Below are 14,083 nucleotides of genomic sequence, written 5' to 3'. Positions count from 1 at the left end.
AGGTAGCAATCAGATGAAATTAAAATCATTGGTGACCATTGTCGCTGCACTCACCGTTAGCGCATGCAGCGGAATACCAGAAAATGAACTCAATACTGATTTCAATAACAGTGCATGCTGTTCTCAATTAAATGCGCTGCCAACGACTCAATTGCCTATTCCATTTCACCAACAAGTGATTATGGACGGTCATTTACCGACCCTCTCCTCTTCATTGTTAAACCAAAATACACAGGCAAGTAGGCAGCGCTTTCCAACTATCGCGTATCAAATCAGTAACACGACAGAATCGCTGTCTTTATTAATTCGCTCATACATTAAAGATGACGCGCTTTTCGCTCCGTCTGTTTATGTCTTTGACAAACAATGGCAACTGCTAGGTCATTACAACGCTAACGACTTCACTTACCACCCTACCTCTATGCAAGGCCTAGAAAGAATTGAGGTATCCATTTCACTTATGCCCCAACGAGACAATGCACAATATGTTGTTGTCAGTACCGATAGCACAAAATTAGACAGCACTATCAGCCGTATTCGCCCGGAAGAATTGTATTCAGAATCTCAGCAAATCATAGGCAATAAGCAACTGCCTCTGACTGCCACGTTGAGCAGCGTAGGTGTCATTGATGTCACGGCGAGCAAATCAACAAACAACGCCGTTTTGACTCTATTGGCTGAGCTTGGCGTTTCATCCAACAATGAGCCCGATACCTTAGGTTCAAAGCAAGTTTCTCAACCATCAACTCAGGCAGTTGAAACCAATCAAAAGGCGCAATGGCTGAATATCCAAAAGGACATCGACCAAGCCCTAAACAACAATGACATCAAACAAGCCGCATTTATTGCTAATCAAGCGGCCGAACAGGGCATGCCCGAAGCAAAAGGTTATTTATTAAAACAGCTAGCTGAATAAGCCAACAGAACAATACGTAGAACCAACTATTTGATAACGGTCATCACGGTTTAAAAAACTGATGACTTAATAGAATTATTACCAATATTGAACACTTTAAGAGTAGGAATACCATGAAGGCATTTTCAAACATCATCCAAAGACGCGATTGGGAAAACCCGCAGTCTGTGAATATCCACTGCCTAAATGCGCACAGCCCATTATCAAGCTACCGCAATCTCGAACACGCCCGAGACGGCATTGAATCACGACGTAAATCTCTTAATGGACAATGGAAGTTCAAATACTTTGACACACCGGAAAACGTTAACGGTGAGTTCATCGAAACAAGTTTTGATGACTCACAATGGGACGAAATAACTGTTCCTGCTAACTGGCAACTTCAAGGCTACGATAAGCCGATTTACGCTAACGTAAAATACCCATTTGAAGTCAATCCACCGTTCGTTCCAGCAGACAACCCAACCGGTTGTTACCGTACTCAAGTTACATTAACGGAACAAGATTTAGAGAACACACAACGTATTATCTTTGATGGTGTAAATTCTGCTTTTCATCTTTGGTGTAACGGTGACTGGGTTGGCTACAGCCAAGATAGCCGCTTGCCTGCCGAGTTTGACCTAACTCAGTACCTAACAGTTGGCGAAAACACACTTTCAGTAATGGTGATGCGTTGGTGTGATGGTAGTTATCTTGAAGACCAAGATATGTGGTGGCTAAGCGGTATTTTCCGTGATGTAACCTTGCTAGCAAAACCAAAGCAGTGCATTGAAGATGTGTTCGTTACACCAGACTTAGACTCGTGCTACCGCGATGGTTCGCTATCTATCGTGACAAAAATTACTGCACCAGACATCTTCCAAGTTCAGGTTCAATTGTTTGAAGGCAACCACGCGGTGACCGAACCGATTATCGATCGCCCACACAATCGCCGCATTGATGAGCGTGGGACATACAATGATGTGGTATTCCAAACTCTTCATGTCCGAGAGCCAAAGAAGTGGAGCGCAGAAGTTCCTAATCTCTATCGAATTGTCGTTTCATTGCTTGATGAACAAGGTAAACACCTAGAAAGTGAAGCTTATCAAGTTGGTTTCCGAAAAATAGAAATGACCGACGGTCAGCTAAAGCTAAACGGCAAACCGCTATTGATTCGCGGCGTAAACCGTCATGAGCATCACCCAGAGTTGGGGCATGTGATGACGGAAGAAGATATGATCCGTGATATCTGTCTAATGAAGCAGTACAACTTCAACGCTGTACGCACAGCTCACTATCCTAACCACCCTAGATGGTATGAACTGTGTGATGAATACGGTTTATATGTGTGTGATGAAGCAAACATCGAGACACACGGCATGCAGCCTATGAACCGCTTGTCTGCCGACCCGCAATGGGCACACGCTTATATGAGTCGATACACACAAATGGTGATGCGTGATAAAAACCACGCTTCAATTATCATTTGGTCTTTGGGCAACGAGTCAGGGCACGGCAGCAGCCACAATGCGATGTATGCTTGGTCGAAACAGTACGACCCTTCTCGCCCTATACAGTACGAAGGCGGCGGTTCGAACACCACAGCAACTGACATCATTGCTCCAATGTACGCACGTGTTAACAGCACTATCGAAGACGATGCGGTTCCGAAGTGGTCTATCAAAAAATGGGTTTCTTTACCTAATGAGCAACGCCCGCTGATCCTTTGCGAATACGCGCACGCAATGGGTAACAGCTTAGGTAGCTTTAACGATTACTGGGATGCATTCAGAGACTACCCTCGCCTGCAAGGCGGCTTCATCTGGGATTGGGTTGACCAAGGCCTAAGCCAATGGGATGAAAACGGTGAACACTTCTGGGCATACGGTGGCGACTTCGGTGACACGATCAACGACCGTCAATTCTGCATCAATGGTTTGATCTTCCCAGATCGCAGCATACATCCAACCTTGGAAGAAGCGAAGTACTGCCAAAGAATGATCAGCGTGACATTGGATGATCAAACTGAAAACCAAGTCCGCCTAACGGTGACCAATGAAAACCTATTCCGTGCGACTGATAATGAAACACTGAACTGGCAATTGCTCGAAAACGGCATCGCGATTCAATCGGGCAAACAAATTTTAGCAATTGCGGCAGACAGCTCGCAAGCTCTTGAAATAGATCTGATGTTCGTACCAAAAACAGAGGCTCAATATCATCTCGACACAGATATCACTCTGACTCATTCAACCCAATGGGCGAAAGAAGGCCATGTTTGTGCAACGGAACAGTTTGCCTTGCGTAACCAAGCTGGATTACAAATTCCTGAGCCGAAGAACGCCCTCGCACCTCAAGTAAAACAAAACGACACTCACGTGATGGTGTCTAGCCTAGATGAAACACATCAATGGCAATGGGATACACAAAGCGGATTACTTACGAATTGGATTGTCGATGGACAACCTCAGGTACTCAAAGCACCAGAAGATAATTTCTATCGTGCGCCACTAGATAACGACATTGGCATCAGTGAAATAGACAACATCGACCCGAACGCATGGGCTTGTCGATGGGAACTTGCAGGTATTGGTCAATGGGAACGTCAGTGTACAAGTTGTATCGTGCAAGCACTCGCAGATTCAGTACAAGTGGCGTCAGTATTCGCCTACCAATTTAATGGCCAAATCCAAGCGATTACAAAATGGCAATACACCTTAAATAACCTAGGTGAAATGAATATCGCGGTTGATGTCACTTTAGCCGATCACTTACCACCGATGCCGCGTATTGGTCTTGAAATGGAGCTGCCTTTACCAATCGAAACCGCGAATAAAACACCGATTTCATGGCAAGGTTTAGGGCCGTTTGAAAACTACCCTGACCGCTTAGCCGCTGCGCGATTCGGTTTACACAAACAAACACTGGATCAGATGCACACGCCGTATATATTCCCAACCGATAGCGGGTTACGTTGTGGAACCAAAAACTTGAATGTGGGAAGTATCGGGATCGAAGGCGATTTTTCATTCAGTGTGAGTCAGTACAGCCAGCAACAATTAACGGATGCTAAGCATATCAATAACCTGACTCGTGAAGATAAAATCTATGTACGCGTTGATCACCAACATATGGGCGTTGGTGGTGATGATTCTTGGAGCCCAAGTGTTCACCAAGAGTTTCAACTCACCGACAATCAATATCGTTATCAGGTTACGCTAACAAGCACATCATAAGTAAAATTAAAGCCAACGGCTCGACCTTAAGCCGCTTGGTTTTGCGATGCTCTGACTAGCTTGATTCACACGCCAATGTGATTCCAAAGCCGAGCTCTTGACTAGAGCTTGGCTTTTTATTTTCAAACGAATAAGTCAATCAGAAATAAACCATTAAACCTCGTCATATTTGATGTTTAGCATTTGAATTGCCTAACTATCCGTTGTTAAATGTCCAACCATCAGCACACAGCATTATATTTAGAATAAGAGAGCGGAATGGCTACCATCAAAGATGTTGCGAAGGAAGCAGGCGTATCAATCGCGACCACCTCTCGAGTAATCAACAATGCACCTCACACAAGTGAAACCGCGATTGCAGCAGTAAAAGCCGCTATGGAAAAACTCGGCTATCGCCCAAATGCCAACGCCCGAGCATTAGTCAGCAAATCTTCAAATGCGATTGGTGTACTAGTTAATGATGTCTCTGCTCCGTTCTTTGGCTCGATGATCAAAGCCATTGATACCGTGGCAAGCGAGCAAGAAAAACAGTTATTGATTGGCAGTGGCTATCATGACGCCACCAAAGAGCGTAATGCCATTAATCTACTGATTAACAGCCGCTGCGAATCACTCGTTGTTCATAGTAAAGGCATTAATGATGAAGAATTAGTAAAACTGGCAAACGAAGTACCCGGAATGGTGTTGATCAATCGTATTGTGCCCGATATCGAAAACCGCTGTATTGCACTCGATAATCGCCGAGGCTCTTACATTGCAACCGAACACTTGATTAAAAATGGCCACAAACACATCGGCTACATTTGCTCGAGTCACAATATTGAAGATGCTCATGACCGTTTAGGTGGCTACTTAGACGCGCTCAAAGAATACGGCATTGAATCGAACGATGAATACATCGAGTATGGAGAACCTGATGAGCTCGGCGGCGAGCAAGCCATGGTTAACTTGATGGCAAAAAACACTGATATAACTGCCATTGCAACGTATAACGACTATATGGCGGCAGGCTGTTTGGCACTATTACAAGAAAATGGGGTTCATATTCCAGAAGATATGTCAGTTATTGGGTTTGACGACGGCCACATTGCACGTTTCATCTATCCTCGATTAACCACTATTCGCTATCCAATTCAAGTTATGGCAAACCAAGCAGTTAAGCTCTCTCTTCAACTCGCAAGTGACGAACCTAAAGAGCATCCGGAGCACAAATTATTTATGCCAATTTTGGTGCGTAGAGCCTCTGTCCGAAATATTAATTGAGAAAACTCAAACTTTTGAAGACTACGTAATTTTGCCCCTCAATACTGTTTACAAAAAATAGGATTGATTAGATGAGTTATCATTGAGTTAATCTTATTTTTTATTACGATCAAATACCCACCTATACTTAACCTGACCCATCTTAATTAAACGATTACCTGGTTATTTTTTCACCAAGCATCTAAATCCCTAGTGATCCTTGGTTGTTATTAGGCGAGCAAAGCAGGATAATATCGGGATCGGAATCTCAAGAATTAATCCATTATGACCGAATACCTTTTGTTGTTGGTTGGCACAGTGCTGGTCAATAACTTTGTGCTAGTGAAGTTTTTAGGGCTATGTCCTTTCATGGGAGTCTCCAAGAAACTGGAGACTGCGATTGGCATGGGCCTCGCGACGACTTTCGTTCTGACGTTAGCGTCGGTATCTGCATACCTAGTAGAAACCTACATCCTTACCCCTCTGGGTATTGAATACCTGCGTACCATGAGCTTCATTTTGGTTATCGCGGTGGTCGTTCAATTTACGGAAATGGTCGTTCACAAAACCAGCCCGACTCTTTATCGCCTATTGGGTATCTTCCTGCCTCTTATCACCACCAACTGTGCGGTATTAGGTGTGGCACTTTTGAACATCAATGAAAACCACAACTTCATTCAGTCGATCATCTATGGTTTTGGCGCTGCGGTGGGTTTCTCTCTTGTATTGATCCTATTTGCTGCGATGCGTGAACGTATTGCGGTTGCTGATGTTCCAATGCCCTTCAAAGGCGCATCGATTGCGATGATCACAGCAGGCTTAATGTCTTTGGCATTTATGGGCTTTACTGGGTTGGTGAAATAAGCATGAGTACCATTTTAATTGCGATCATTGCGCTAGCCGTTTTAGCCGCTGTTTTTGGCGCTATTTTGGGCTTTGCTTCTATCCGCTTTAAAGTTGAAGCCGATCCTATCGTCGATCAAATCGACACCATCTTACCGCAAACTCAATGTGGTCAATGTGGCTACCCAGGTTGTCGCCCATACGCAGAGGCGATCGCTAACGGAGACAAGATCAACAAATGTCCTCCGGGCGGCCAAGCAACTATTGAGAAGCTAGCAGACTTAATGGGCGTAGAAGTTGAAGACTCCGCTCATGATTTAGATAACAAAGTAAAAACCGTTGCCTTCATTCATGAAGATATGTGTATCGGCTGTACTAAGTGTATTCAAGCCTGCCCTGTTGACGCCATTGTTGGTGGTACCAAGGCACTACACACAGTAATTAAAGATGAATGTACAGGTTGTGATCTATGTGTCGCACCGTGCCCTACTGACTGTATCGAAATGATTCCAGTGGCAACAACGACTGAAAATTGGAAATGGCAGATGAACATCATTCCTGTTACTGATATCACTAACCAAGCCACTGATGCGACTGCATCAGAGCCGAAAGCATAGGGTTAGTTGGTATGATCTCTTTAATTGAACAAATTCGCACGGGCTCTATTTGGGATTTCCCGGGCGGCGTGCATCCTGCTGAAAACAAAAAACAGTCAAATACTACCGATATCACCCATGCAAGGCTTCCTGAAGAAATCGTTCTTCCAGTGAAACAGCACATCGGTAAGCCCGGTAACCTATTGGTTGCTGTTGGTGACACCGTACTAAAAGGTCAACAACTGACGGCCTTAGATACGGGTTTTACTTTGCCAGTACATGCACCAACTTCGGGTGTGATTACCGCTATTGAACCAAGAACCACCGCTCACCCTTCAGGTCTGAGCGAAATATGCGTGGTTATTAAACCTGATGGCTTAGACACTTGGATTGAAAAAAATCCAGTTGAAGACTTTTCTAAAAAAACCTCTGACGAACTGCTGGATGTGATTCGCCAAGCCGGTATTTCAGGCATGGGCGGCGCGGGCTTCCCTACGGCTAAGAAGCTTCAATCAGGTTTAGGTCGTACTGACATTTTGATCGTCAACGCTGCTGAGTGTGAACCTTACATCACCTCAGATGACAAGTTGCTTCAAGAGCATGCCAACGAAGTTTTAAAAGGCATTGAAGTGGTTGAACATATCCTTCGACCAAAGCTGACCGTTATCGGTATTGAAGACAACAAACCTGATGCAATAAAAGCACTTGAGGTTGCAGCGAAAAACAAAGACATCGTCATTCGAGTTATCCCAACTAAATACCCTTCGGGTGGTGAGAAACAGCTCATCAAGATCCTCACCAATAAAGAGGTTCCAGCTGGTGGTATACCTGCAGATATTGGTGTTTTGGTTCAAAACGTCGGTTCTCTCTACTCTATTAAAAGAGCAGTGGTTGACGGCGAGCCCGTTATCAACCGTGTTGTGACTTTAACAGGGAAGACCTTTAAGCAACCTCGCAACGTATGGGCACTATTAGGTACACCAGTACACGAGTTACTGGAAGAGTTTGGCTACAAAGCGGATAAAAAGCTGCCGCGATTGATTTTGGGCGGCCCTATGATGGGCTTCACTTTACCACATGCTAATGTGCCAATTACCAAAACGTCCAACTGTATTTTAGCGCCGACACGCCGTGAAATTTCGCCAAGCACTTATGAAATGGAATGTATTCGATGCAGTGCTTGTGCCGAAGCATGTCCTGCGTCATTGCTCCCTCAACAACTGCAATGGCATGCGAAAGCCAACGAGTTGGATAAGTGTGAAGAACTGAATATTAAAGACTGCATTGAGTGTGGTGCTTGTGCCTTTGTCTGCCCAAGTGAAATTCCTCTTGTTCAGTACTATCGCCAAGCGAAAGCAGAAATCAAAACAAGAAAAGACGAAGCAACAGCTGCAGAACGCGCCAAGATTCGTTTCGAAGAAAAAAACGCTCGCATGGAGCGTGACAAAGCAGAGCGTGAAAACCGCTTCAAGAAAGCCGCTGACAACCGTCGTAAAGACATGAAGTCTACGGATGGTGATGATGCGATTGCAGCTGCGATTGCTCGCGTTAAAGCGCAAAAAGCCGCGGCAGACCAAGCTCCTAATGCGGAACCGGCTGTAAAACCTGCGGTTGCAGCGGCTATTGCTAGAGCAAAAGCAAAACAAGCTGCGGCCCAGAAAGCAAATGACGCAGAACCAGATAACTCTGAAATGTCTAAGCTACGTGAAGAGCGTAAACGTCAAGCACGAGAACGTAAAGCACAGCAAGCTGCAACGGATAATCCAACAGAAAGCTCTGGTGACGGTAAGAAAGATGCTGTCGCTGCTGCAATAGCTCGCGCTAAAGCGAAGAAAACTCAAAAAACGGAATCTACTTCTGAAGCTCCAGCTGAAAGCTCTGGCGATGCTAAGAAAGATGCTGTCGCTGCTGCAATAGCTCGCGCTAAAGCGAAGAAAGCACAACAAACAGAGTCTGCTTCTGAAGCTCCGGTTGAAAAATCAGGTGACGCTAAGAAAGATGCGGTTGCTGCTGCAATAGCTCGCGCCAAAGCCAAGAAAGCGCAACAAGCTGAATCAGCTTCTGACGCTCCAAGTGAAAGTAGTGGCGATGCTAAGAAAGATGCTGTCGCTGCAGCGATTGCTCGAGCTAAAGCGAAGAAAGCACAGCAAGCTAAACAGGAAGAGACAACTGAAACTCCTGAGCCCGAGGCTCCAGAAGAATCTGTCGATCCTAAAAAAGCTGCCGTTGCCGCTGCAATAGCTCGCGCTAAAGCGAAGAAAGCACAACAAGCTAAACAGGAAGAGACAACTGAAACTCCTGAGCCCGAGGCTCCAGAAGAATCTGTCGATCCTAAAAAAGTTGCCGTTGCCGCTGCAATAGCTCGCGCTAAAGCCAAGAAAGCACAACAAACAGAGTCTGCTTCTGAAGCTCCAGTTGAAAAATCAGGTGACGCTAAGAAAGATGCGGTTGCTGCTGCAATAGCTCGCGCTAAAGCGAAGAAAGCACAACAAGCTAAGCAGATCGAAACAGAAGCAACGACTACTGAACCTGTAATTGAAATTGAAATTGAAGCTGATATTCAGTCAGAACCAGTCGATCCTAAAAAAGCAGCAGTTGCTGCCGCAATAGCTCGCGCTAAAGCGAAGAAAGCACAACAAGCTAAGCAGATCGAAACAGAAGCAACGACTACTGAACCTGTAATTGAAATTGAAATTGAAATTGAAGTGGAAGCTGATATTCAGTCAGAACCAATCGATCCTAAAAAAGCAGCAGTTGCTGCCGCAATAGCTCGTGCTAAAGCAAGAAAGGCGCAGCAAGAGCAAGACAAAAAGAATAATGAGGAGAAAGAGTAGTGGCCTTCTTTATCGCCAGCTCACCGCACGCGCACAATCGTAGAAGCACCCCTGATCTCATGAAATGGGTCGCTATTTGTGCGTTGCCAGGTCTACTAGCTCAAACCTACTTCTTTGGATGGGGTACGCTCATCCAATTAGTATTTGCTATTGCACTTGCTGTTACCTTTGAAACCGCTGTAATGTTGCTAAGAAAACGTCCGCCAGTGATGGCATTGCGTGATTACAGTGCGGTTGTTACCGCTTGGCTGCTGAGCGTCGCGATTCCCCCACACTCTCCATGGTGGATTCTAGTCATAGGTATGTTTTTCGCGATTGTTATTGCGAAACACCTCTACGGTGGTCTTGGGCAAAATCCGTTTAATCCCGCGATGGTGGCTTACGTTGTTTTGCTGATCTCATTCCCAGTTCAAATGACGAGTTGGAATGCGCCGACTAGCTTAACCGCTGAAACAACAAGCTTTGTTGACTCATTTTTGATGATCTTTACCGGTTTCAATAATGAAGGTTTGTCACTGCAACAAGCGCGCCTTGGTATTGATGGCACCACGATGGCAACGCCGCTCGATGCATTCAAAACCGCTTTAACGGCGGGTAACACAGCTTCTGAAGCTCTGTCTCAACCACAATTCAGCTGGTTAGCTGGCGTAGGTTGGGAATGGGTTAACCTTGCTTATTTAATAGGTGGCTTAGTGCTCATTAAACAACGTGTGATTCAATGGTATATTCCGGTCGCTTTTATCGGCAGCCTTACGTTGTTTAGTTTGGTCTTCTTGATCCTAACTCCGGGTGAAACCGCTTCTCCAACCATTCATCTATTGTCTGGCGCAACCATGCTTGGTGCTTTCTTCATAGCAACTGATCCGGTTTCAGCCTCGACGACAGTAAAAGGTCGCTTGGTATTTGGTGCTCTGATTGGCGGGTTAGTCTTTATTATTCGCAGTTGGGGTGGCTTCCCTGATGGTGTGGCGTTTGCTGTATTGTTAGCTAACATGTGTGTTCCACTAATTGACTACTACACCAAACCTCGTACATACGGCCACTAAGGAGCGGATACCATGCTAAATGCAATTAAAAAAAATGGCCTTGTACTCGCGGTTTTTGCTTGTGCTTCGACAGGATTAGTGGCGGTAACTCACTACCTCACCAAAGATCAGATTAAGCAACAAGAACAGGCTCAACTATTATCTGTGCTTAACCAGGTGATTCCGCACGACCTGCATGATAATGAACTATTTTCAGCCTGCACTCTGGTTCAAGCAGAAGAGTTGGGGACGCAACAAGCGATGCCTGCTTACATTGCTAAACTCAATGGTGAGCCAAGTGCGATTGCGATCGAAGCGATTGCACCCGATGGCTACAACGGGGCGATTAAGGTCATTGTTGGAATGAAAATCGACGGTACTATTTTAGGTACTCGCGTTCTTTCACACCAAGAAACTCCAGGTCTGGGTGATAAAATTGATTTACGAGTGACTGATTGGATACTCTCATTTTCGGGTAAACAAGTAACTGACTCTAACCTTGAGCGTTGGAAAGTTCGTAAAGATGGTGGCGATTTTGACCAATTTACCGGCGCAACCATTACACCGAGAGCCGTCGTAAAATCAGTGAAACAAGCGGTTCAGTACGTTAACCAAAACAACCAAGCATTGCTTGCTCAACCTCTAAATTGTGGCGGTGAATAATGAGTGACCATAAAACACTAATTAAAAATGGCATGTGGGCCAACAACCCTGCCCTAGTGCAACTTCTTGGGCTGTGTCCATTACTGGCTGTGTCGTCAACGGTGACCAACGCGCTTGGGTTAGGCATTGCTACATTGCTTGTATTAGTCGGTTCGAACGTCTGTGTATCTTTGGTTCGTCACCATGTACCAAAAGAAATTCGAATCCCAGTATTCGTGATGATCATTGCTTCACTGGTAACCTGTGTTCAACTTCTGATGAATGCTTACGCGTATGGCCTTTACCTATCTTTGGGTATCTTCATACCACTGATTGTAACCAACTGTATCATCATTGGCCGAGCGGAAGCCTTTGCTTCAAAAAATGCAGTTTTACCTGCTGCTCAAGATGGTTTTTGGATGGGTCTTGGCATGACATCGGTACTGGTTGTATTGGGTGCGATGCGTGAGGTTATTGGTAACGGAACCCTTTTTGATGGTGCAGACCTACTTCTTGGCGACTGGGCTTCAGTGTTACGAATCCAGATATTCCAATTTGATAACAGCTTCTTGCTAGCCCTGCTTCCACCAGGTGCCTTTATTGGTGTTGGTTTCTTGATTGCTTTGAAAAACATCATCGACAACCAAGTAAAATCTAGACAGCCAAAACAAGAAAAACCAGCCATTGAACGCGCTCGCGTTACCAATGCTTAATAAGTTACAGTAGCTTAAACCCTGCTGAGTAGCTCAACCGCTCAGCAGATAATTAGATTGACCAAGTACACATAATAATGACGCTCATAAGAGCGCGTAACCGATGATAAAGCCTGAGCATTTAGAGTTTATTGAATACCAACTCCGGAGCTCAAGCCCTAACTATTTGAAAGTAATGTCGCTATGAACAATGTAAAACGAGTAGAAATACTTGAGCGTTTAAGAGAAAACAATCCAAAGCCAGAAACCGAGCTTAACTGGAACAGCCCTTTCGAGTTGCTGATCGCCGTGCTCTTATCTGCGCAGGCAACTGATGTCAGCGTCAACAAAGCCACTGATAAGCTTTACCCAGTGGCTAATACTCCACAAGCTATTTTCGACCTAGGTGTCGATGGCTTAAAAGAGTACATCAAGACAATCGGCCTCTTTAATTCGAAAGCAGAAAACACCATTAAAACGTGTCGCATGCTGCTTGACCTACATAATGGTGAAGTACCGGAAGATCGCGCTGCATTAGAAGCCCTTCCTGGTGTTGGCCGTAAAACAGCCAACGTGGTATTGAATACTGCTTTCGGTTGGCCAACCATTGCCGTTGATACCCACATCTACCGCGTATCAAACCGCACTAAATTAGCGATGGGCAAAACGGTCGACGATGTTGAAGCTAAGCTGCTCAAAGTCATTCCCAAAGAATTCAAACTGGATGTCCACCATTGGCTCATTCTTCATGGACGTTATACCTGTGTCGCGCGTAAACCACGTTGTGGCAGCTGTATCATTGAGGATTTGTGTGAGTTCAAGGAAAAAACAGACGTCTAAGCTCATAAGCTGTTAGCCCAAAGCTAAGAAGCTAAGAAGCTAAGAAGCTAAACCGTGCCGCACTTTTCTGGCGGCATAAAACAGAATTACAAAAAACGTAAACATAGTTAACGCTAGGAGCAAATCATGTCAAACGGTCGTATTTTACACACCATGCTACGAGTTGGTGATCTAGATAAATCTATCGAGTTCTACACCAACGTAATGGGCATGCAACTATTACGTAAGAACGAAAATAAAGAGTACGAATACACACTGGCTTTTGTTGGCTTTGGTGACGAATCTAAAGGTGCTGTTATTGAGTTAACTTACAATTGGGGCACAACTGAATACGACCTAGGCTCAGCTTTCGGTCACGTAGCGATCGGTGTTGATGATATCTACACTACGTGTGACGCGATTAAAGCCGCTGGCGGTAACGTGACTCGTGAAGCCGGCCCTGTAAAAGGCGGTTCTACTCACATTGCATTCGTAAAAGACCCTGACGGCTACATGATTGAGCTTATTCAGAACAAACAAGCAAGTGCAGGCCTCGAAGGTTAGTCACTAACCATTGCGATACTAGGCTTTGAAAGCAAAAGCTAAATTAATGCACAAGAGAAGCGAGCACTATGCTCGCTTCTTTTTTATCAATTCATTCATAATCAATATTCTTTACCCAGTATTATTCACAATCTAATCGATGAAACTTTACATGATAATGATTATCATTTAAATTAAACCCATCTTGATTAGTGAGGTTATACAATGATTAGCGAATGGGAAAAACACACGTTACTTGCCGATACTGCATTGCAACTCGACGATCCTGTACGAAGCATTCTTCACTATCAGCAGGCGTTGAATTTAAGCGAAGAAATTACTGAGCGTACTGATATTCAGGCCGATGAACGCTTACTGATTTCGGTCATCTCTTGCCACAACCTTGCTCAGTTTTGGCGATGGGCGGGCGATACAGAATATGAACTTAAGTACCTTCAGCTTGCCTCTGAAAAGGTCCTGACACTGATTCCTCAGTGCCCTAATACGCAATGCTCTAGCTTTATAGATTCTATTGGTTGTTGTAAAAAAGCCCTTATCGATTTCATGAAACGTCATCCAAATCCTAAAATAGCCTCTATGGTTGAAAAAATCGATACTGCGACCAACTGTGAAATGATTGCTCGGTTCCGCTTGAATTAATGGTTGCCTCGAATAATTAGAGCCAAATCGACATGTTATCCAAACAAAAAATGCCC

Annotated in this window: 12 protein-coding genes; all 12 read left to right on the top strand. The window is 44.8% G+C overall.

The genetic code is table 11. The annotated features are described in order from the left end of the window. The first annotated feature begins 13 nt into the window (after window positions 1–13). Window positions 14–916 carry a MalM family protein gene (locus IQO02_RS10665; RefSeq protein ID WP_016799495.1) on the top strand — a complete coding sequence of 301 codons (903 nt, stop codon included), beginning with the start codon at window positions 14–16 and terminating at the stop codon, window positions 914–916. Between the two features lie 113 nt (window positions 917–1,029). Next, window positions 1,030–4,131 (top strand): beta-galactosidase, encoded by a 3,102-nt coding sequence (locus IQO02_RS10660; RefSeq protein ID WP_016792668.1) that lies wholly within the window; start codon window positions 1,030–1,032, stop codon window positions 4,129–4,131. Between the two features lie 258 nt (window positions 4,132–4,389). Next, a complete protein-coding gene (locus tag IQO02_RS10655) occupies window positions 4,390–5,394 on the top strand; it encodes a substrate-binding domain-containing protein (protein WP_010437150.1) in 1,005 nt (334 codons plus the stop codon). Window positions 5,395–5,658: 264 nt separating this feature from the next. Further along, window positions 5,659–6,237 (top strand): electron transport complex subunit RsxA, encoded by a 579-nt coding sequence (gene rsxA, locus IQO02_RS10650; RefSeq protein WP_004734039.1) that lies wholly within the window; start codon window positions 5,659–5,661, stop codon window positions 6,235–6,237. A 2-nt stretch (window positions 6,238–6,239) separates the two neighbouring features. After that, entirely contained in the window at window positions 6,240–6,833 is a 594-nt protein-coding gene (gene rsxB / locus IQO02_RS10645; protein ID WP_004734040.1) for an electron transport complex subunit RsxB, read from the top strand. A gap of 11 nt (window positions 6,834–6,844) precedes the next feature. Beyond that, the gene (gene rsxC, locus IQO02_RS10640; RefSeq protein ID WP_193838536.1) at window positions 6,845–9,646 is read left to right on the top strand and encodes an electron transport complex subunit RsxC; all 2,802 of its coding nucleotides are present in this window, start codon (window positions 6,845–6,847) and stop codon (window positions 9,644–9,646) included. Next, window positions 9,646–10,692, top strand: coding sequence for an electron transport complex subunit RsxD (gene rsxD / locus IQO02_RS10635; RefSeq protein ID WP_016767677.1), 1,047 nt, complete (start codon window positions 9,646–9,648; stop codon window positions 10,690–10,692). The genes rsxC and rsxD overlap by 1 nt, the downstream gene beginning before the upstream one ends. 12 nt (window positions 10,693–10,704) lie before the next feature. Beyond that, on the top strand, window positions 10,705–11,334 hold the full coding sequence (rsxG, locus tag IQO02_RS10630) for an electron transport complex subunit RsxG (protein ID WP_010437142.1): 630 nt from the start codon (window positions 10,705–10,707) through the stop codon (window positions 11,332–11,334). Next, window positions 11,334–12,026, top strand: a complete 693-nt coding sequence (locus IQO02_RS10625; protein WP_010437140.1) for an electron transport complex subunit E — start codon at window positions 11,334–11,336, stop codon at window positions 12,024–12,026. The genes rsxG and IQO02_RS10625 overlap by 1 nt, the downstream gene beginning before the upstream one ends. 183 nt (window positions 12,027–12,209) lie before the next feature. Further along, a complete protein-coding gene (gene nth, locus IQO02_RS10620; RefSeq protein WP_010437137.1) occupies window positions 12,210–12,845 on the top strand; it encodes an endonuclease III in 636 nt (211 codons plus the stop codon). Between the two features lie 126 nt (window positions 12,846–12,971). Further along, window positions 12,972–13,388, top strand: a complete 417-nt coding sequence (gloA, locus tag IQO02_RS10615) for a lactoylglutathione lyase (protein ID WP_016790351.1) — start codon at window positions 12,972–12,974, stop codon at window positions 13,386–13,388. A 204-nt stretch (window positions 13,389–13,592) separates the two neighbouring features. Beyond that, window positions 13,593–14,027, top strand: coding sequence for a DUF2753 domain-containing protein (locus IQO02_RS10610; protein WP_004734047.1), 435 nt, complete (start codon window positions 13,593–13,595; stop codon window positions 14,025–14,027). Window positions 14,028–14,083 lie beyond the last annotated feature (56 nt).

The organism is Vibrio sp. OPT24 (assembly GCF_015163545.1).
Taxonomy (GTDB): domain Bacteria; phylum Pseudomonadota; class Gammaproteobacteria; order Enterobacterales; family Vibrionaceae; genus Vibrio; species Vibrio cyclitrophicus.
Note: the sequence above shows the minus strand (reverse complement) of the source record. Positions and strands in the feature narration are given on the sequence as shown.

Excerpts from the sequence above, each read along its gene's own strand:
- nth (WP_010437137.1), top strand. The coding sequence starts at position 12,210 with ATGAACAATGTAAAACGAGTAGAAATACTTGAGCGTTTAAGAGAAAAC.
- rsxA (WP_004734039.1), top strand. The coding sequence starts at position 5,659 with ATGACCGAATACCTTTTGTTGTTGGTTGGCACAGTGCTGGTCAATAAC.
- IQO02_RS10665 (WP_016799495.1), top strand. The coding sequence starts at position 14 with ATGAAATTAAAATCATTGGTGACCATTGTCGCTGCACTCACCGTTAGC.
- IQO02_RS10660 (WP_016792668.1), top strand. The coding sequence starts at position 1,030 with ATGAAGGCATTTTCAAACATCATCCAAAGACGCGATTGGGAAAACCCG.
- rsxG (WP_010437142.1), top strand. The coding sequence starts at position 10,705 with ATGCTAAATGCAATTAAAAAAAATGGCCTTGTACTCGCGGTTTTTGCT.
- rsxC (WP_193838536.1), top strand. The coding sequence starts at position 6,845 with ATGATCTCTTTAATTGAACAAATTCGCACGGGCTCTATTTGGGATTTC.
- IQO02_RS10610 (WP_004734047.1), top strand. The coding sequence starts at position 13,593 with ATGATTAGCGAATGGGAAAAACACACGTTACTTGCCGATACTGCATTG.
- gloA (WP_016790351.1), top strand. The coding sequence starts at position 12,972 with ATGTCAAACGGTCGTATTTTACACACCATGCTACGAGTTGGTGATCTA.
- rsxB (WP_004734040.1), top strand. The coding sequence starts at position 6,240 with ATGAGTACCATTTTAATTGCGATCATTGCGCTAGCCGTTTTAGCCGCT.
- IQO02_RS10625 (WP_010437140.1), top strand. The coding sequence starts at position 11,334 with ATGAGTGACCATAAAACACTAATTAAAAATGGCATGTGGGCCAACAAC.
- IQO02_RS10655 (WP_010437150.1), top strand. The coding sequence starts at position 4,390 with ATGGCTACCATCAAAGATGTTGCGAAGGAAGCAGGCGTATCAATCGCG.